The organism is Rhizobium sp. R711 (assembly GCF_002211365.1).
In the GTDB taxonomy this organism is placed as follows: Bacteria; Pseudomonadota; Alphaproteobacteria; order Rhizobiales; family Rhizobiaceae; genus Rhizobium.
On record NZ_LOKZ01000001.1, the window covers coordinates 131175 to 151056 of the forward strand.

Annotated in this window: 18 protein-coding genes; 10 read left to right on the plus strand and 8 right to left on the minus strand. The window is 59.0% G+C overall.

Features of this window, described 5'->3' with window-relative positions:
• The 4 genes from ATY80_RS00620 (at position 1) to ugpC (ATY80_RS00635) (ending at position 4232) form a co-directional block, all read left to right on the plus strand.
• The gene (locus ATY80_RS00620) at positions 1-885 is read left to right on the plus strand and encodes a sugar ABC transporter permease (protein ID WP_088690582.1); all 885 of its coding nucleotides are present in this window, start codon (positions 1-3) and stop codon (positions 883-885) included.
• Positions 882-1742: a carbohydrate ABC transporter permease gene (locus ATY80_RS00625; protein WP_088690583.1), complete on the plus strand. Its 861-nt coding sequence runs from the start codon at positions 882-884 to the stop codon at positions 1740-1742. Before ATY80_RS00620 ends, ATY80_RS00625 begins: the two co-directional genes overlap by 4 nt.
• Before the next feature lie 32 nt (positions 1743-1774).
• Positions 1775-3004: an ABC transporter substrate-binding protein gene (locus tag ATY80_RS00630; RefSeq protein WP_088690584.1), complete on the plus strand. Its 1230-nt coding sequence runs from the start codon at positions 1775-1777 to the stop codon at positions 3002-3004.
• 94 nt (positions 3005-3098) lie between these two features.
• Entirely contained in the window at positions 3099-4232 is a 1134-nt protein-coding gene (ugpC, locus tag ATY80_RS00635; RefSeq protein ID WP_088690585.1) for a sn-glycerol-3-phosphate ABC transporter ATP-binding protein UgpC, read from the plus strand.
• A 28-nt stretch (positions 4233-4260) separates the two neighbouring features.
• Here the strand turns inward: ugpC (ATY80_RS00635) and ATY80_RS00640 are convergent, their stop codons facing one another.
• The 4 genes from ATY80_RS00640 to ATY80_RS00660 all read right to left on the minus strand — a co-directional run bounded on the left by ATY80_RS00640 (position 4261) and on the right by ATY80_RS00660 (position 8206).
• Entirely contained in the window at positions 4261-4557 is a 297-nt protein-coding gene (locus tag ATY80_RS00640; protein WP_088691438.1) for a hypothetical protein, read from the minus strand.
• A 562-nt stretch (positions 4558-5119) separates the two neighbouring features.
• Positions 5120-6220: a D-TA family PLP-dependent enzyme gene (locus ATY80_RS00650; RefSeq protein WP_088690587.1), complete on the minus strand. Its 1101-nt coding sequence runs from the start codon at positions 6218-6220 to the stop codon at positions 5120-5122.
• A 16-nt stretch (positions 6221-6236) separates the two neighbouring features.
• A complete protein-coding gene (locus ATY80_RS00655; protein ID WP_088690588.1) occupies positions 6237-7697 on the minus strand; it encodes a M81 family metallopeptidase in 1461 nt (486 codons plus the stop codon).
• Between the two features lie 23 nt (positions 7698-7720).
• Positions 7721-8206, minus strand: a complete 486-nt coding sequence (locus ATY80_RS00660) for a hypothetical protein (RefSeq protein WP_088690589.1) — start codon at positions 8204-8206, stop codon at positions 7721-7723.
• Between the two features lie 112 nt (positions 8207-8318).
• Between ATY80_RS00660 and ATY80_RS00665 the strand changes: the two genes are divergently transcribed.
• From ATY80_RS00665 to ATY80_RS00690, 6 genes are all read left to right on the plus strand, one after another.
• Positions 8319-8708 (plus strand): RidA family protein, encoded by a 390-nt coding sequence (locus tag ATY80_RS00665; RefSeq protein ID WP_088690590.1) that lies wholly within the window; start codon positions 8319-8321, stop codon positions 8706-8708.
• Between the two features lie 19 nt (positions 8709-8727).
• Positions 8728-9591 (plus strand): MurR/RpiR family transcriptional regulator, encoded by an 864-nt coding sequence (locus tag ATY80_RS00670; RefSeq protein WP_088690591.1) that lies wholly within the window; start codon positions 8728-8730, stop codon positions 9589-9591.
• Between the two features lie 22 nt (positions 9592-9613).
• Positions 9614-10390, plus strand: coding sequence for an SDR family oxidoreductase (locus ATY80_RS00675; protein ID WP_088690592.1), 777 nt, complete (start codon positions 9614-9616; stop codon positions 10388-10390).
• Between the two features lie 26 nt (positions 10391-10416).
• Positions 10417-12336: a family 20 glycosylhydrolase gene (locus tag ATY80_RS00680; RefSeq protein ID WP_088690593.1), complete on the plus strand. Its 1920-nt coding sequence runs from the start codon at positions 10417-10419 to the stop codon at positions 12334-12336.
• 8 nt (positions 12337-12344) lie between these two features.
• The gene (locus tag ATY80_RS00685; RefSeq protein ID WP_088690594.1) at positions 12345-13781 is read left to right on the plus strand and encodes a M81 family metallopeptidase; all 1437 of its coding nucleotides are present in this window, start codon (positions 12345-12347) and stop codon (positions 13779-13781) included.
• A gap of 89 nt (positions 13782-13870) precedes the next feature.
• A complete protein-coding gene (locus ATY80_RS00690; RefSeq protein ID WP_088691439.1) occupies positions 13871-15073 on the plus strand; it encodes an MFS transporter in 1203 nt (400 codons plus the stop codon).
• A 339-nt stretch (positions 15074-15412) separates the two neighbouring features.
• On the opposite strand, the gene ATY80_RS00695 is transcribed toward ATY80_RS00690, so the two are convergent.
• The 4 genes from ATY80_RS00695 to ugpC (ATY80_RS00710) all read right to left on the minus strand — a co-directional run bounded on the left by ATY80_RS00695 (position 15413) and on the right by ugpC (ATY80_RS00710) (position 19711).
• Positions 15413-16738: an extracellular solute-binding protein gene (locus ATY80_RS00695; RefSeq protein WP_088690595.1), complete on the minus strand. Its 1326-nt coding sequence runs from the start codon at positions 16736-16738 to the stop codon at positions 15413-15415.
• Positions 16739-16834: 96 nt separating this feature from the next.
• Complete coding sequence (locus tag ATY80_RS00700; RefSeq protein ID WP_088690596.1) at positions 16835-17686, minus strand: carbohydrate ABC transporter permease; 852 nt, start codon at positions 17684-17686, stop codon at positions 16835-16837.
• Positions 17683-18618: a sugar ABC transporter permease gene (locus ATY80_RS00705; RefSeq protein WP_088690597.1), complete on the minus strand. Its 936-nt coding sequence runs from the start codon at positions 18616-18618 to the stop codon at positions 17683-17685. Before ATY80_RS00705 ends, ATY80_RS00700 begins: the two co-directional genes overlap by 4 nt.
• Complete coding sequence (ugpC, locus tag ATY80_RS00710) at positions 18611-19711, minus strand: sn-glycerol-3-phosphate ABC transporter ATP-binding protein UgpC (protein WP_088690598.1); 1101 nt, start codon at positions 19709-19711, stop codon at positions 18611-18613. The genes ATY80_RS00705 and ugpC (ATY80_RS00710) overlap by 8 nt, the downstream gene beginning before the upstream one ends.
• Between the last annotated feature and the right edge of the window lie 171 nt (positions 19712-19882).

Here is a 19882-nt window from a genome sequence, read left to right on the forward strand (position 1 = left end):
ATGAACGTCCAACGCAACGCAGTCATCTTCGCCTGGATCCTTCTCCTTCCGGCAGTGCTCTATGTGCTGGCGATTGTCGCCTATCCGCTGGTCGACACGTTCATTTTATCCTTCACCGATGCATCGCTGAAGAAGACGACGAACTGGATCGGTTGGGTAAATTACGAGAAGATCTTCAACGCCACATTTGCAGAAGTCATTATCCGCACCTTCATCTGGACCTTCTTTTCCGTATCGATCAAAATGATCATCGGCGTCTTCGGCGCCACCATGCTGAATTCCGCAGTGCCAGGAAGGGCTCTCTTCCGCGTCTTGACGATGCCGCCCTGGATTGTTCCGATGGCGATCGGCATCTTCATGTGGGGCTGGATGTATAACGGCCAGTTCGGGATGATTTCGGGCATGCTGCAGCGCTTTGGCCTGGTGGATGCGCCGGTTGCTTTTCTCGCACAGGGTTCGACGGCGTTCTGGGCGACGATTATCACGGACGTCTGGATCGGTGTCCCGCTGGTGACCCTCTACATGCTGGCGGCCATGCAGGCCATTCCTCAGGATCTCTATGAAGCCGCCTGGACGGACGGCGCCGGTCGTTTCTACCGCTTCCGGCGCATTACCCTGCCGCTGATCGTCCCTTCGATGATCACGATGTCGATGCTCTCGCTGATTGCGACGTTCAACTCCTTCGACATCATCTGGATCCTGACGCGAGGTGGTCCAAGCGGCGAAACGACGACGATGATCATCGATACGTACCGCACGGCGATTGGGTCGAACAAGTATGGCGAAGGTGCCGCACGCGCCGTGCTGATCTGCATTTTCCTGTCGATCTTCTGTGTCTGCTACTTCCGACTAACCAGCCGTCTTGCCGCCGGAGACAAGCGATGAAGCAAACCCATCTGCTCATCAATCGGTACAAATGGTATGAGATGATCGGCATCTATGCCGGCGTGCTGGTCTTCCTCACCTTCGTGCTCGCACCTTTCGTCGAGGGCTTTCTGGTATCACTGAAACCGCTCAGCCAGCTCTTCTCCTCACCTTATCGGTTCATTCCCGAAAATGGTTCCTTCGAGGCGTATCGGACGATGTGGGTCAGTGTGCCGGGTTTTGCGCGCTACATCTTCAATTCGTTCTTTATCTCCACCGTCGTGACCGCTGTCGTTCTGGTCCTTGTCATCCCGGCTTCTTATGCGTTTGCCCGCTATGAATTCAAGGGCGCCGGGCTATTGCTTGGCGCGTTCCTGGCAGTCAACATGTTTTCAGGGGCAGTGCTGCTCATTCCGCTGTTCAGGTTGATGCGCTCGCTTGGACTGCTCAATACTTATTTTGCCATCATGGTTCCGGGCGTCGCCTTCCTTATTCCGTCCGCGATCTGGCTGCTGAGAACCTACATGATCCGGATCCCGAGGGAACTGGACGAAGCTGCTTTCGTTGACGGTGCCAGCCAGTTCTACACGCTTCGCCGCGTCATCCTGCCGATTGCCATGCCCGGTATCATGGTGGTTGCCATCACCACCTTCATCGGCTCCTATGCCCAACAGTTCATCTTCGCGCTCACTTTTAACTCCAAGACCGAATTTGCCCCTTTGCCGGTCGGGCTCTTTGCCTATTTCGGCCGTCAGGAAGTGGTCTGGAACGAGCTGATGGCAGCCAGCTTCGTCGGTATTGCGCCGGCGATGATCGTGATTTTCTTCCTTCAACGGTATCTCGTCAGCGGCCTGACCGCCGGCGCGGTGAAACAGTAAGTCAACCACCAGAGAAAACGGGAGCTAACAAATTGACGATGCACTTTAAAACCGGGCTGATGGCCCTTGCCCTGCTCGGCTCCACCGCGCTTGGCACCATGAGCGCCCACGCCGCTGACAAGGAGATCAGCTGGATCTACTGCGGCGACAAGATTGACCCCATCCATGAAAAATACATCAAGGAATGGGAAGGCAAGAACCCGGGCTGGAAGGTCACGCCTGAGGTTGTTGGCTGGGAGCAGTGCCAGGACAAGGCAACGACGCTGGCTGCAGCCGGCACGCCGGTCGCCATGGCCTATGTCGGCTCACGCACCCTCAAGGAATTCGCGGAGAACGACCTCATCGTTCCGGTACCGATGAGCGACGAAGAAAAAAAGAGCTACTATCCGAACATCGTTTCTACCGTCACCTTCAACGACACCCAGTGGGGCGTGCCGATCGCCTTCTCCACCAAGGCGCTTTACTGGAACAAGGATCTCTTCAAGCAGGCCGGTCTTGACCCCGAAAAGCCGCCGAAGACCTGGGCTGAAGAAATCGCTGATGCCAAGGCAATCAAGGAAAAGACCGGAATTGCAGGCTATGGCCTGCCGGCAAAGACCTTCGACAACACCATGCACCAATTCATGCACTGGGTTTATAGCAACAACGGCAAGATCATCGATGGCGACAAGATCGTGGCCGACAGCCCCGAAGTTCTTGCAGCGCTGCAGGCTTACAAGGACATCACGCCCTATTCCGTCGAGGGCGCAACGGCTTACGAACAGAACGAAATCCGCGCCATTTTCCTCGACGGCAAGGTCGGCATGATCCAGGCCGGTTCCGGCGCAGCCACCCGTTTGAGGGACACCAAGATCAACTGGGGCATCGCACCGCTACCGCTTGGCCCGTCGGCAAAGGGCGAAGGTACGCTGCTGATCACCGACAGCCTGGCGATCTTCAAGGGGTCGGGGGTCGAGGACAAAGCGGTCGAGTTCGCCAAGTACATCACTGCGCCCGGCCCGCAGGGCGAATACGAGCTCCAGGGCGGTGCGGGGCTCACGCCGCTGCGTCCGTCAGCAAAGGTCGACGAATTCGTGAAGCAGGATCCCTATTGGAAGCCGCTGATCGACGGCATCTCCTATGGTGGGCCGGAGCCCCTCTTCAAGGATTACAAGGGCTTCCAGAACGTCATGATCGAGATGGTGCAGTCGGTCGTCACCGGCAAGGCCGAGCCGGCGGACGCGCTGAAGAAGGCCGCGGCCGATCTCGAGCAGTACAAATAAGCATTGCTTCAGCAAGGGGACGCAAACTTCGGTGCGCCCCCTTGTCTGTCACATCAAATAGCAAGCCGCCTTAAAGGCGGCCGGGGAAAATACCGTGGGACAGCTTTTTCTCAGTAACGTTCAAAAATTCTACGGCGACTACGAGGTCTTGAAGGGCGTACAGCTCGAAGTGAAAAACGGCGAGTTCGTGGTCTTCGTCGGGCCGTCGGGCTGCGGCAAGTCGACGTTGCTGCGCATGATTGCTGGCCTCGATGCGACGACGGCGGGCGACATCGTCATCGATGGCCTGAGGGTCAACGACCTTCCCCCGGTCAAGCGCGGTATTGCCATGGTTTTCCAGTCCTATGCGCTTTACCCGCATATGAGCGTTTTCGAAAACATCGCCTTCCCGCTGCGCGTCGAAAAGATGGAAGAAGAAAAGCTGAAGGCCAAGGTCGAACATGCCGCGCGCATCCTTCACCTTGATCAGCGCCTGCAGCAAAAGCCCGGGATGCTTTCAGGCGGTCAGCGCCAGCGCGTCGCGATCGGCCGTGCGATCGTGCGCGAGCCGAAGATCTTTCTGTTCGACGAACCACTGTCCAACCTCGATGCGGCCCTACGTGCCGACATGCGCATCGAGCTCGCAAAACTGCATCGCCAGCTGAGGGCGACGATGATCTACGTCACGCACGATCAGATCGAGGCGATGACCATGGCGGACCGGATTGTCGTTTTGAATGCCGGTGAGATCGCACAGACTGGCGCTCCGCTGGAGCTTTACCACAAACCCGCCAACATCTTCGTCGCCGGCTTCATCGGCAATCCGAAGATGAATTTCCTGCCCGTCACCTGCACGGGCGTCAGCGACGCCGGCGTTGCAGTTGAATACGAAGGACAGATGGCGATCATTCCGGTCACGCCGCGCCAGGACGTTGTCGGCCAGCCGCTCATATTGGGTGTTCGCCCCGAGCACATCAAGGTCGGCCAGGGCGACATTACCCTCACCGTTACGCCAACGGTCATCGAGCGCCTTGGGGCACAGACAGTTGCCTACGCGGCGCTTGACGGCGAGGGCGAGAATTTCTGTGCAACGCTTCCCGGGAGCGCCGCAGTTCGTCCGGATCAGCCGTTGGCGGCCGGGATCAATGTTGCGGACTGCCATCTCTTCGATGAGGCGGGCAAATCATTCGATCGTCATGTGGAACTGACAGACATCGACATGAACCTCATTAGCCCGACGGCCGCCTGACCGCTTACGATGCTTACGCCCTCGCCCTTCAATACAAAGGATAAAACAGCCGGTTGGCGGGGTAAGCATAGGCGCCGCGATCCACGATCCCCAGCCGATACATGCAGCTCCTCAGTGCGGTGACGTGCCAAGGATTCGTCGGATAGGGCGAGCCGCGGTAGACGGCCTCGGGCTCGCAATAGCGATACGCTCTATCGAACCGCGCCAACAGCAGCGGATCGGAATCCATCCTGACACCGTGAAAGGTTTGCCATTGTCCAGGCGCTTCAGCCGCCGAGACGGCCAATAGACTTGCTGCCACTCCCACTGCAACCGAAATTCTCATCGACTTGACCTCCCCGCGCGCCAAACGCCCGCGCAAAAGAAGATGTTTTTCAATTGCGTAAGGTCAAGGGTCCTACATCAAAGGAAGGCGCCCGATGGGCCTTGGACGTGCCACATTGCGAGGCGCCTCGAATTGCAGCCCATGAAAAGGAGTGCTTTGCTCAGCCATCAGCGTTGGCTCACTGCCGGACGATGTTGTTGTTGTCGAGGCAAAGGGCAACCTTGCAGATCGCCCTCCTGCTGTGCAACTCGAAGCCAATGTCATCACCCATCACAAAAATATTGGGTTTGGGCTGCTGTTGCTGCGCAACAGTTGGCGCGGCCAGCGCCGATGTCAGTGAGCAAGCCAATAGACCAAAGCAAAGATTTCTCATGTTATTCATGGCCCTCCATTGATCTGCCTGAGCTTCATAACGCCCAGGGCAAGGGCTTGACCCTCCGGATGCAATCCAAGCAATCGCGTGCATGGGCTGGCGCGGTGCGCGCACCGAGGCTGATGCGTGAGCAAAGCTTCACACGATGCGAGGCGAAGTGTCTTTCAAAGGCAAAGCGCCCCTGGCCTCCTACCAGACGAGGCCGCGGGCGGCCACAGCCTCGACGCGCGTAACCACGCCGTTACGATGAAAGACCATCGTGTCGAATAGATTGGAGACGACGCAGGTGTGGTTGGGGATGATGCGAATCTTCTCGCCGATCTGAGGACGGCTGCCTCCACATCTCGATAAGTCGATGACACCGTGTTCCTCCGACAGTCCTGTAATCACTGCCTCGGGATAGCCGACCACGGTTCCGAAATCGGCAAAGCCGAGCAGGTCGGAGGTCAGGGCCTTTGATCCGGCGTCGATCACCGCGCGATCGGCCGTCGGACAAGACACGATTGTTGCCAGCACATGCATGGCACAGTCGGCCTCGCTGCAATGGCCGGCGCGCACCATTGAGCGATCGTTATAGATATACGTCCCTGCGCGATGTTCGGTCGCAGCACTGACGAGATGTGCCTCAAAGAGGCTCGGCGTGCCGCCATTGCTGACGACCGGGCACGCAATCCCATCCCTTTCAAGGAGCGAAAGTGCATTTTCGAAGAACGCTTGAACCGCCACGGCAGCGCCCGGCTTTGGGTAGTTGAGAAGCCCGCCGAAGATCAACCCCGGTGCGTCGCTAATCCGTCTTGCCAGGCTTCGTGCTTCTTCCGGCGTCTGGACACCGCAGCGCCCGCCGCCCGTGTCGCATTCGACAAGGACGGTCAGTGGCTTGGAAGATGCAAATTTGGACGACAGTCCATCGATCGTCACCCCGCTGTCGGCAACCACCTTGAGATCGCAGATTTGCTCGTTGAGCGCACCGAGCCGCTCGAGCTTTTGCGGACCGAGAATGTTGAAGGTGATCAGGATGTCTTCAAAACCGGCCGCGGCGAAGGCTTCCGCCTCGCTGATCTTCTGGCAGTTGATGCCCTTGGCGCCGGCCGCGATCTGCTCGGCTGCGAGCGCTGGGATCTTGTGCGTCTTGATATGCGGCCGGAAATTCAGGCCATGTCGATCCATATAGGCCTGGGCGCGGGCGATGTTGGCCGCCAGCCGATCCTCATCGATGATCGGGCGCGGTGTCGACAGATCGGCGACCCTGTCGCCCGACCTGGCGACGACGGCGAAGGGATTTTCCTGCATATGACGCTGCTCCGCGTTAGTGACCGTGGGGATTGGTGACCATCGGCCAGATCGTCTTCGGCGCCCGACGGTAAGGTGTCTTGGCTGGATTGTTGGGATAAGGGGTTCCAGCCGAGCAGTAAATGATTTCCGCAGCAATTTTCGAGAAGGACGCGTAGAAATGATTGGTCGATTTGATGACCAGGATCTTCTTGGAGGTCGGATCGATCCCCATGACGGAAAAAAGGCTTGGATCGAAACTCTGGGCGCGCGTCGAATTCAGAATGATATCGATGCCGTTTAGCGTGATGTGTACGGCATCACCGAACGGCGCCAAGCTCTCGCCGAAACGCATCTCGGCGTTCTCGACGAGTTTCACGACCCTGACGACCCCATCGACCGGGTTGCCGGTGCCCGGCGCAGACTTTGCACCGAAGCGCAATGGAATCTCGGCATCCTCACCGGCTGCCATGCAGATCTGCACCGCCATCGGATCCCAGATCGTCCCGATCGCAGCACCAGTCACGTTTCGATCCAGGAGTTCTTGCAGGAGAACCGTGGCATCGCCGGCCGTGCCGCCACCTGGATTATCCCAGACGTCGGCGATGACGACGGGCCAGGAGGTCGCGACTGCCGCCTGTGTCACAGCCTCGACTTCGTCCACCTGCGGCATGATGAAGGTGCCCCGTTTGGAAAACAGCTCGAGGCCGAGTTCACGCGCCAAAGCCTCTCCCTTATCAGGCCTGTCGTTGGTGACGACAAGCATCTTGGTGCCCATTTCCGGCACGTCGCCCGCCATGAAGCCATGGATGACGGAGATTGACAGGATGTCGGCATCTTCCTGTTCCAGTCGCATGATCTTGTCGACAAAGGAGCGCATCGGATCGCGCGACGTCGGATAGACGTCGATCATCCGGCAGTCGAAGACGGACATGACGGGATGCAGCCGGCCCTCCAGTGTCTCGACCGCAATCTGCCAGAGGTCCTCGGCCCGATCGACGAAGTCCGTGTGCGGAAACTCCTTGAAGTAGACGAAGAAATCCGCCGCTGCGAGCCGCTTGGCCGTGAGGTGGCTGTGCGGATCAAGCTCGGCGCAGACAAGGATGTCGGGCCCGACGATCTCGCGCACCAGCGCCAATATGTCACCTTCTGTATCCTCATAGCCGGCCGCAACCATGGCGCCATGCAGGCCGAGGACAACGGCATCGACCGGCATCGCAGCTTTGAGCTGATCCAGGATCTCGTTGCGAAGCCCCTCATAGGTCGAGCGGCTGACCAGTCCGGCCGGATCGGCCCAGGCAGCCGTTCCCTCGATCAGCTCCCATCCCTTCTCTGCGCAGACGCGGCGCCCAACGGTCATGGGTGCCGAGCACAATGTCGGGGTTTGCGGATGCTGACCGGGAGGCGCATAAAGAGACGCCTCGAACGCGCGCCGATCGACGCAAATGGGAGAAAAGGTGTTGGTCTCGGTTGCGAGCGCCGCCGTGAAAATGCGCAAGGGTTCTGGCCTTTAAGTTTTGATCAACCCATCGGGTTCGGCAAGTAGCCGGTAAAGCCGCATATCTTCCAGCGACCTTCATGCAGCCGGCAATAATAAAGCGTCTGCCACAGCATCACATCGCGCGTGCCGTCGGCCTTGGCAAGTCCGCCATCGAACTTCTTGCGCACCAGTGCCATGTCAGCTTCGATCTCGATATCCTCGAGCGTTGTGGTGATGAAGATCGCGGCGCGGGTGTCCTCGAGGAAGGACTGTGTTGCAAAGTCCCTCGCCTGGCGCAGCCACTCGTCGCGATAGGCCGACAAGGTCGGAAACGCCAGACACCACCTGTCCGGGTTCGCCTGCTTGCGCCCGTCGATGCCGATGAAGCCTTCATCTACGAAATCATCTTCGACCATTGACCAGTCGGCGGCCAGGAAGGCATCGATGTCACGAGGCACCAGCATCTCCCAGATCGCGTGCCGGGCAACGTCGGACGCGGGAAATGGATTCTTGAACGGATCGCGCATTTCTCTCCCTTATTAAAATTCTTTTCATGATCGGTGTTTTTCACTGGTCAAATTCTGCTTTATATGGTCAGTTGTCAACTTATTACGAAAATAATTTGCAAGGTCGGTCCGAATGTTCATCAAACGTTATGGCGCTATTCAAGAAGGTGCAGGCGGCAAGCCCCTGCCCTTTGCGCGCGCCGTCGAAGCAGACGGCTGGCTCTATGTCTCTGGTCAGGTCGCCATGGAAAATGGAGAGATCATCGATGGAAATATCGTCGCGCAGACGCACAAGACGATCGAGAACGTGCTGGCTATTCTCAAGGAAGCCGGATACGGCGCAGAACACGTGGTACGTTGCGGCGTGTGGCTTGATGATCCGCGGGACTTCTGGTCCTTCAACGCGATCTATCAGCAGTACTTCGGCGGCCATCCGCCAGCCAGGGCCTGTGTTCAGTCTTCGATGATGGTCGATTGCAAGGTCGAAATCGACTGCGTAGCGTACAAGGCGAAGGATCGCTAGGGCAAACGAGGGGACGGGGATGGACATTTTTTCGACATTGCAGGACGAAAAGGCCAGGCTCTCGCCGTCCGAAAACCGTATCGCGGACATCCTCCTCAACGACTTCGAGTTTGCGGTCAACGCCTCGATCATCGAGCTTGCCGAAAAGGCCGACGTATCGCCGCCGACGGTGACGCGCTTCTGCCGCCGACTTGGATGTGAGAGCTTTTCCGACTTCAAGGTCCAGCTCGCAAGGACAGCATATGTCGGCATGCGTTACCTGAAGCCGGAACCCAAAAGCACCAACCCGGGTGATGTCGCGCAGGACATCATCACCAAGGCGCAAAACGCACTTTTCCTGCTTCATCGTTCGCTCGATCTTGCTGCAATCGAGCTGGCGGCCGAGCGACTTTCGCGCGCCGACATGATCTATGCCTTCGGCTCCGGTGGCAACTCGTCGATGATCGCCAACGAATTGCAGAACCGACTGTTTCGCTTTGGCTTGCATGTGACGGCAAGCTCGGACCATGGGATGCAATTGATGATGGCGGCTGCCGCCAAGTCGACGGACGTGTTGATCGGGTCGTCCTTTAGCGGTCGCAACGGCGAACTCGTGCGCGCATTTACACTTGCGCGCGAATCCAGGGTAACAACGATTGCGCTCACCCAAAGCAATAGCCCGGTGGCACAAGTAGCTGAAATCGTTGTTCCCATCGACCTGCAGGAAGGAAGCAATATCTTCCGTCCGACCTCCACGCGCATCGCCTATCTGGCAGTCGTCGATATTCTTGCCAGTCTCGTTGCCTATGCGATCCAGCCAAAGGCCGCGGTCGCGCTTCGCCGCATCAAGCAGCAGCTTGTTGCCCACCGCGATGGCGACGATCGGCAACTGCTCGGGGACTAACCGTTTGAAGAAGGGATGCTGCATGACACAGACGGTAGCGATCGTGACCGGTGCTGCGGGCGATATTGGACGGGCCATTGCAGAGCGTCTGGCAGACGATCACGATGTCGTCTTCATGGTCGATATTGACCTCGCCGCAGTCGAAAAGGCTGCCCATGCTCTTGGCCCGAGCGAGCGTTTTGTCGCGCACGGCGCAGACGTGACCAGCCAAACGAGTGTCGCCGCAATGGCCCGGCAGGCCGCCTCTTTTGGTTCGGTTCGCACACTGGTCAACAATGCCGGTGCAGCACGCGCCGTCAGCCTCCACGATACGACGCCCGAGATCTGGAGGATGGACAATGCGCTCAATCTCGAGGCTGCCTTCTTGTGCTTCCGCTCCGTTGAAGATCTGCTTGCGGCGTCGAAGGGATCGGTGATCAACATCGCATCCGTTAACGGCATGAGCGTCTTTGGTCACCCCGCCTACAGCGCGGCGAAGGCGGGACTGCTGCATTTTACCAAGCTGGTTGCGGTGGAATATGGAAAGCTTGGTATCCGCTCGAACGCGGTTGCGCCCGGAACTGTGCGCACGCAGGCATGGGAGGCGCGCGCGGCAGAAAACCCCAACGTCTTCGAGGAGGCCCGCCGCTGGTACCCGCTCCAGCGGATCGTCGACCCCGAGGATGTGGCCAACGCCGTAGCGTTTCTGGCCGGATCGCACGCGGCTGCAATCACCGGCGTCTGCCTGCCGGTCGATTGCGGTCTGACAGCCGGTCAGGCCGAGCTTGCCCGGACATTTTCGCAGTCCGAGCACTATTAAGAGATACACTAGAAAGAGGAACGGACATGACGTTGGCACCTTATCGCCTGGAGGGTTCGTGGCAGCCGGATGGCGGCGCCAACGGCCGCTTTACCTTTTGCCTTTTCAACCTCAGCGACGTTATGCTTACTGGCTTCACGCTCGCCTATACGTCGCTGACGCGCGTCATCGATGCACAGGCCTGTGAGAATGCAACCTTTCTGCGTCGCAACGCCAATTTTCATGAGTTTGCTCCCCCAGAGGGATTTTCGCTCGATCCGGGCAGCAGTTGGACCTTCACCGTCGGCGGCCTCCACCGGCCAGCTCGCCATTGCACCGATGGTGCAAAGTCCGCCTACGTGACGCTTCACGATGGCACGCACATCACGGTTGCCGTTTCCGATCTGCTCCTTGAAGGACGCGTGAACGCGCCGCCGCCGGCCTTGCTTCCGGAAGGCAGGCTTTCACTGCCCTTTTCATTGCAACCCTGGCCAGCAGACATCGATGCCAGACCAGGAGACGATGTTCCGGTCGTTCTTTATCCCGCAGAAGGATCGTCGAAAGACGATGTGCGGGCAGTATCGATGGTGCTTGGCCTTTACCGGCGGCTTTTCGAGAGCGATCACGCACCGTTCAATCTCGCCCCCTCGCCGCAGGGACGCCCGGTGCAGTTTCTGGTCGATGCGGCAATTGCGCCGGAAGCCTATAGGCTCGGTTTTTCGAACACGCAGATCACATTATCCTTTGCCGATGCCGCTGGGCGTCAATATGGCTTGACGTCGCTTGCGCAGCTTCTGCACGGAGCCCGAAACCAATCGCAGACGTTTCTCTTTCCGACCTCAGGGACGATTGCGGACAGGCCGAGATACGGGTGGCGCGGATGCCATCTCGACGTTTCGCGTCAGTTCTATCCCAAGGCCGACATCAGGCGGCTGATCGATATCCTTGCCTGGCTGAAGCTCAATATCTTCCACTGGCACCTGACCGACGACGAGGCGTGGCGTCTTGAAATCAAGGCCTACCCCGAATTGACGACTACGGGCGCCCTTCGCGGACCCGATCAGCCGCTCCTGCCGCAACTCGGCAACAGTGCCGAAGCGGTCGGTGGCTATTATTCCCAGGACGATGTGCGCGATATCGTTGGCCACGCGTCCAAACTGAATGTGGAGATTGTTCCCGAGATCGATATTCCCGGCCACAGCACGGCGACACTGACGGCCTTGCCCGACCTCGCCGACGGCCAGGAAGCGCCGGAGAGCTACCATTCGGTACAGGGATACCCCAACAACGCGCTCAATCCCGCGGTGCCGCTGACCTATGAATTCCTCGAAAAAGTGCTGGACGAAATGGTAGAGCTCTTTCCCTGTGCCTACCTCCATATCGGCGGCGACGAGGTGGCAAACGGCTCGTGGCTTGCCTCACCGCTTGCCAGGGCATTGATGGAAAAGGAAGCAATCTCGGGCACGTTTGCGCTGCAATCCTACTTCCTCAAGCGTGTAAAGGACATGCTGACGGTGCGCGGCCGCAAGCTCGCCGGCTGGAACGAAGTGGCCCATGGTGGTGGTGTCGCAGCCAGGGATACGCTGTTGATGGCCTGGGAGAACCCGCAGGTCGGCATCGATCTGGCCAAGGAAGGCTACGAGGTCGTCATGACCCCCGGCCAGGCCTACTATCTCGACATGGTACAGGCGGAAGCGTTCCAGGAGCCTGGTGCAAGCTGGGCTGGAACCGTGCCGCCGGCACATACCTACGCCTATGAGGCAGAGGGCGACTTCCCGGAGGAATTGCAGGACAGGATGAAGGGCATTCAGGCCTGCATATGGTCCGAGCACTTTCTGTCGCGCGGCTATTTCAACCGGCTCGTTTTCCCCCGCCTGCCAGCGATTGCGGAAGCCGCATGGACGCCCCGGGCGATGAAGGACTGGAACCGCTTCGCCGCGATCGTGCCCCTTTGCCCGAAACTGTGAGGTCAATGATGCGAATTGCAGTGGGCGGAATTCACACCGAGTGCAGCACCTATTCGCCGGTCTTGATGACAGTCGACGACTTCCGCGTTCTGCGCGGTCAGGAGCTCCTGGCTTCTGACTATTTTGGTTTTTTGAAAGCCGATGGGGTCGAGCACCTACCGCTGTTGCATGCACGCGCAGTGCCCGGGGGACCGGTCTTCAGGGTGGCGTACGAGGCATTCAAGACAGAATTTCTGGATCGGTTGAAGGCTGTCTTGCCAGTCGAGGGCCTTTATCTTGCGATGCATGGGGCGATGAATGTGGAGGGCATGGACGACGCCGAGGGCGACTGGATTGCCGCGGCCCGTTCTGTCGTCGGACCGGATTGCGTGATCGCTGCGAGCTATGACTTGCACGGCAATGTCAGCCAGAGGATCGTCGACCAGCTCGACATATTCGCCGCCTACCGGACCGCGCCGCATATCGATGTGCGCGAAACGATGGTGCGTGCCTGGTCTTTGCTGGTGGACGCGCTCACGTCAGGCATCCGGCCAGGTATCGCCTGGGCCCCTGTTCCGGTTTTATGGCCGGGCGAACGGACATCGACCGAGGACGAGCCCGCAAAGAGCCTCTACGGAGCCCTGTTGGCAATCGGCCGGCGCGAGGCAATCCTCGATGCCAATCTGATGATCGGCTATGTGTGGGCGGACGAACCACGGGCGACCGCCTGTGCGGTCGTGACCGCGACAGACAAGCGGGCGGCTTTGACAGCTGCGGAGGAAATTGCGCTTTCCTATTGGAACGCGCGCGACGATTTTGTCTTTGGGACTGTTACCGGTCCGCTCGATGCCATGCTCGACATAGCGGCGACGGCGTCAACAGCGCCCCTCGTTCTCGCGGATTCGGCCGACAATCCGACGGGCGGCGGCGTTGGCGACAGGGCGGACGTTTTAAAGGCACTAATGGCGCGTGGCTTTGAAGGCGTGCTGGTTGCCGGCATCACCGATCCACCGGCCGTCGCCGCATGCTTTGCAGCCGGCAAGGGCGCAACGATCGCACTCGACGTTGGTGCCGCACTCGACCAGTCGAGCTCGGCCGTTTGCATTGAAGCCGAAGTCATTCTTCTCGACGACCCGGGTCCGGAGGCCGAGCGTCAGGCGGTCATAAGCACCGCGGGTCTTGTCGTGGTGCTCGCGGCACGCCGGCGCCCTTATCATGCTATCGCGGATTTTACGCGACTGGGGCTCGATCCGAAGTCAGTCAGGATGCTCGTCGTCAAGTCCGGTTATCTTTCCCCGGAACTGGCCCCGATCGCCAATCCGAACCTTATGGCGTTGACCGACGGCGTCGTGAACCAGGACATCGAAAGCCTGGTCAGCAACCGACGCGCGCGACCAACCTTCCCGTTCGATCGCAACTTCGACTACGCACCGCGTGCGCGCCTGTCGACACGCTGGCAGGACTGATCTTTTGCGTTAGCAGGTCTCGGCTCCACGCCGAACCTTGATGCGCCTTCATCCGCAATACCGGTGCCTTTCTCCGCGTGATCGATGTCATGAGCCGTCCTTTCCCCGAAGTTTTTCGCGACCCGACGATCCGGGTCAGCATGTTTGCAATCTTTGCCTTTGGCTTTGCTGGAGCGGCAACCTCGCCGTACCAGTCGGTTATTGCCATTCGCGAATTGGGTTTTAGCAACACTCTTTACGCGTCGCTGATATTTGCGGCCGCAGCCGTTAACGTCATGGTCAGTATCCTGCTTGGCAATCTTGCCGACCGGCTTGGCGAGTATCGGGCGGTGATGGTCACGGTTACCGTCTTCGGAATCTTCGGTTACGGCGCGGTCTATCTCGTTCCTGTTCAGGCGACCTTCATTGCCAGCGGGCTCCTGCTGCTGCCGGTCTACAACGCACTCAATTCGCTGCTCTTTGCCAATGTGCGCGCCAGGACCAATGCAATGCCGCGCGGTGAGGTGGCAACAATCAACGCAGGCGCAAGGGCGATGATCTCGCTTTCCTGGGTACTGGTACCGGGCCTGGTCGGGCTCGCTTTGTCGCGGTCGACAAGCATGCTGAAAGCCTATTTGTTTGCGTGCCTTGCCTGCACGGTGTGCCTTGGTCTGATTGCAATCTTCCTGCCGCGCCAGAGTGGGACGGACAAGGCGGCCACACGCCATCTTTCCCACCTTGCAGCCCTTGTAGAAGTCATCTCGCCACGCATCTTCATTCGCGTGATCGCGGTGTCGCTGATCAGCAGTACCCTTCACGTGAATGGCGCGATCTTGCCGCTGATCGTCACCGGACCCGTGCATGCGACCGTTGGCGATGTCGGAATACTGGTCGGCATCGTCGCCTTCCTCGAGGTCGTCTTTATCGTCGTGTGGGGGCGTGCCCAGCGGATCATGAGCCATGTCACGGCCTTGGCGATCGGCACGATCATCTACGTCGTCTACCTCGTTCTGCTCGGCTTTGCCTCTGCTCCCTGGCATGTCTACGCATTGACGATCATCAGCGGGTCCGGCGCTGCGGCCCTCATCTCCATCCCGATCACCTATCTGCAGGATCTGATCGCAGAACGCCCGGGCCTCGGCAGCGCACTCATATCGGTCAACATCTTCGTGAGCGCTGGACTGAGCGCTCTTTTGTTTGCGCTCGGAAACAGTGTCGGCGGCTATCGCGAAACGGCAATTGTTGGTGCTTTAGCCGGTTTGATCGGGCTTGCACTGCTGCTTTTTTTCGACCGAACCGGGCGACCACGCTAAAATCGGGCAAGTCCTGGCGTGCGGTACCAAAATCGGCATAGGGGGCGATCTTATTTGATCGCTCCTCTGCCACACCACCCGGCATGCGGGTCCGCACCGGGCGGTTCGAGGGATTGAGGTTATGCGAGCCTGGGCATTCCGAGTTGGTCGGCCCATTTGATCCGTGAGAACGGTATTGACGAGCTTGCCGCTGTTGCGCGCTTCTCTTCATTCGCTGTGACCAGCTTACGGTGGGACTTCCACCCACAAGAGTGCGCTCATGCTGGGCGCACAACAGAAATGCCCGCCGCGAGACCTGCGACGGGCATCTGCTACTGGGGCTCGGGAGAGAGTTGAGCCTCAGATGTTGGCGAGCAATTCGTTGATGCGCTGTTCCATGTCAGCCAGTGCTGCATCGACTTCCTTCTGACCAGTGATCGCAGCGCTCATTTCCTGGCCGATGATGTCCTGAATGGCGAACTGGCGCTGAACGGTCGACGGCAACGACGTTCCAAGCGTGGCAACGGCCGAAATCGTGTTACGATGCGGCAGAGCCTTGAACTTGTCGGACTCCAGAACTGCCTTGACGGCCGGCAGATGGCCGGTGCGCGACCAGTCGAAGTCGTTGTCATGGAAGAACTTCAGGAACTTGCCGATTGCAGCGGTCTGTTCGTCCGTCCGATCCTTCTGCGACACTGCCCAGCTATGACCGTCGGCATACTGCGCCTTCTTTCCCGAAAAGAGCTGCGGATAGGGATAGACGGCATAGCCGCCCGCGTTAAGCGCGGTACCGGCCTTTTCCGAGGAGGCCGTATAGTCACCGATGACCCATGTTCCGTTGAGGTGTACGCCGCCCTCACCGGCCAGGAATGCATTGATACCGGCGGCGTAGTCGAGATCCTTCGTGGTGTAGCCGTTGTCGTAGATCGCCTTGTACATCTCGAGGACCTTCTTGGCCTCGGGTGTATTGATCTTTACCTGCTTTGGATCGGCAAAGAAGGTTGAATCCTGCTGGAAGAGATACGTATAGAGATTGCGGGTGTAAAGAGCGACTTCATTCGCAAGGTTCTGGACGAAGTATGGCTTGCCGGTCTTTTCCTTGAACTGCTTGGCCTGCGCAAGCAGCTCCTCGACGCTTGTTGGAAGCTTCGGAGTGCCGTCTGCATTGACCAGATCGGCCTTTTTGAAGAGATCCATGTTGATGTGGTACAGCATGGTCCAGTTGTCGATCGGCAACCCGTAGATCTTGCCGTCCTTGGTCACGCCGTTGAGGCTGGCATCGGTAAAGTCGGAGGATGCAACGCCGACGGACTTCAACACGTCGTCGAGCGGCATGAGCAGACCCTTGGACTGGTAGTCGGCAAGGACCGATTGATGGATGGTGACGATATCGGGCGGGTCACCTGCAGCAAACTGTGCCGTCAACTGATCATAGCCTGGCCATTCGACGGTGGTCACCGTCACATGAACATCTGGATTGTCGGCGTTGAACTTGTTGATGAGCGAGGTGATGATGCCGCATTCGCCAACAGCCTTGCTGACATCGGTGTTGGTGCCGAAATCAGCATCGCACGCGCCGAAGAAGCGCTGTACGGTCAACTCTGTGGCGGCAAGGGCCGGACTTGCACCCGCAAGCGCAATCACCGAGGCTGCCGCCAGGATATATTTTCTAAGGGTAAGCGTCATTCCAACTCCTCCTCTTCGGGGTTTCCCGACCCCTTGACTTAGACCCCCTCCTCGGGAGCCGGTTGCACTTAAGACGTGGTCACTGTCGCGAACTCTCTAGCGCACGGCGGCGCCGGATACGGCCGTCACGATGTATTTCTGGAAGAACAGATAAAGGATCAGGATCGGCGCACTGGCGAAGACAGCCTGAGACATCAGGAAGCCCAGACCTTGAGACTGCGCGAAGTTCATCTGGGTCGAGGCGATCCCAACGGTCAGTGTGAACATCTCCTTGCGGGTTCCTGAAATCAGCGGCCAGAGGTAGTCGTTCCAGGCGCCGAAGAAGGTGAAGATGCCAAGCGTCGCCTGCGCGGGAATGGTGAGCGGCAAGAGCACCTTCCAGAAGATCTTGAAGCGGCTGGCGTTGTCCAGGAGGGCCGCCTCGTCCAGTTCCTTTGGAATAGCGCGAAAATATTGCGTCATCAGGAAGACGCCGAAGGGTGCCGAAAGCCCCGGCAGGATAAGCCCCGGATAGGTATTGTGCAGCTTCAGCCAGCCAAAGATCTGCTGGCGGGCGATCAGCACCGCCTGTTCCGGCACAGCAAGCCCTAGCAACACGATCACGAAAAGCAGGTTGCGGCAAGGAAAGTTCAGCCGGGCGAAACCATAGCCGGCAAGCGAGGAAAGGATCAGCGTCGCGAGCGTCAGGCCACCGGAAACAATGGTGCTGTTCAGCACCCAGCGGAAGACCGAGGAGGTGCCGGCGACATCGATATAGTTCTTGATCGTGTAGGGCGCACGGAAAACGGCGTTCATGTTTTCCATCAATTCCTTGTTGTCCTTCAGCGAGAGCGCCATCACCCAGACCACCGGCGCCACCATGACAAGCGCTAGTGCGATCACGAGGCCGAGGATGATGCGGTCACCCATGGTGCGGCCGACAATATTGCCCGAGACAGATCCGCTCATCCCTCTTCTCCCTTGCGCCGTGAGGCGATGTACTGCGCCATGGCGGCAATCAGGATCATCATGAACAGGACTTCGGAAGCCGCAGCACCGAGCCCGAGGTCCCACTTGGTGAAAGCGGCCTCGTAGATGTAGAGGACGACCGGCTTTGACACATTGTTCGGCCCGCCTTGCGTCATCAGCTTTGCCTGGCCAAATAGCTGGAACTGCAACACGATCTGGATGATGAGGACGAGCACGAAGGTACGCCGGATCGAGGGCAGCGTGATATACCTGAGCGTGCGCCAGCGGCTGGCATTGTCCAGGGCTGCCGCCTCGTAGATCTCGCCCGGCACCTGCTGCAGCGCCGAGAGGAAGAGCATCATCGGCAGGCCGATGCACCACCAGACGGTGGCGATCGCAATGCCGATCATGGCAAGCCGCGCATCGGACAGGAAAGCCGGTGCGGTCGCCCCGAACCAGCCATAGACCGTCGCCAGCAGGCCGAAATTGGCGATGAAGACGATGCGCCAGATCAGCGTCACGATCGTCACCGACAGCACCGACGAGGAAAAATAAAAGGCACGCAGTATGGCGGCGGTGCGGGTGCGCCGGTTCAGCGCCAGCGCCAGAAAAAGGCCGATGATCGCAAGCGCCGGCACCGTTAGGAATACGAAATAGAATGTGTTGCCGATCGCCTGCAGGAAAATGCGGTCGTTATAGAGCCGGATATAATTGGTCAGACCGACGAACTTGCCAACGCCAAAGGCGTCCGCTTTGTGCAAGCTCAGCCAGATGCCCCAGAAGAGCGGCACCACGAGTAAGGCGACGAAAACCAGGAGAAACGGCGCGACAAAGAGGGCGTTGCGCCATTGCGGCGCATGGATGTTCTGAACGTTGCGCCGTTCGACGGCCTTCGCCGTTGAGTGGGCGCGATCGAGCGCCGCCTCAGCCATGACCGACCTCCTCATTGTGCCAGGCGCGACCAGCATCATCGAAGAGGTGCGTGCGCGTCCCGTCGAGCGTCAGCGCCACCTCGTCGCCGATGGCGACGCGGCTGTTGCCGATATCCTCGGCAATGACGACGCTGCCATCCTTGAGGCGGGTATAAAGAAGGGTTCGATCGCCAAGGCGCTCGAGCACATCCACCTTGCCCGTTGTCGTTGCAGCAACGCCGTTGGCGAGCTTGACGGCCTCGGCACGGATGCCGAGCGAATGTTTGCCGGCTTCGACCCCAGCGGCGCGAATGGCCGTTTGCAGTTGCGTGCCGTCGGGGAGCTTTGCGCGCAGAAAACCGTTTTCGTCCGACAGATCGACGCTCAGGAAGTTCATTGTTGGAGAGCCGACAAAGGTGGCGACGAAGCGGCTGGCGGGACGCGAGTAGATCTCCATCGGCGTGCCAATCTGCTCGATCTTTCGATTGTTCATGACAACGATGCGATCGGCGAGCGTCATTGCCTCGATCTGATCGTGTGTCACGAAGATCATCGTCGACCTCACCCGATTGCGCAGCTGGGCGAGTTCGACGCGGGTGCGAACGCGCAACGCCGCATCGAGGTTGGACAGCGGCTCATCAAAGAGGAACGCCTTCGGTTCCTTAACGATGGCGCGGCCTATCGCAACGCGCTGGCGCTGCCCGCCGGACAGCTGCCCCGGCTTGCGCTCAAGCAGATGGCCGATCTCGAGCATGCGGGCAGCTTCAGCCACTCGCTTTGAGATCACATCGCTCGAGACGTTGATGTTGCGCAGTCCAAACGCCATGTTGTCGGCGACCGTCATGTGCGGATAGAGCGCGTAGGACTGGAACACCATGGCGATATCACGCTGGCCGGGCGGCAAAGTATCGATGCGCTCGCCGTTGATGGAGATCGTGCCCTCATCGACACTCTCCAGCCCTGCGATCATACGAAGCAGGGTCGATTTTCCGCAGCCCGACGGCCCAAGGAAGACCATGAACTCATTGGCCTTGATCGACAGCGACAAGCCGTCAAGGACGGTCATCGAGCCGTACCGCTTGGTAACATTCTGGATTTCGATATTGGCGGTCATCCGGCTGCTCCTGGAATGCAGTCAGAACCCGAAAACCCGATATGGACATCTGGCAGGCATGCTGCGACCGAAACGCGCTCCGCTGTGAGCAGATGCCTCTCAGTCAATGATAGTGCCAGAACAGAAGCTATTGCTCCCATCTCTTCCTCCCAGTGGCACGTCAAATCCGGT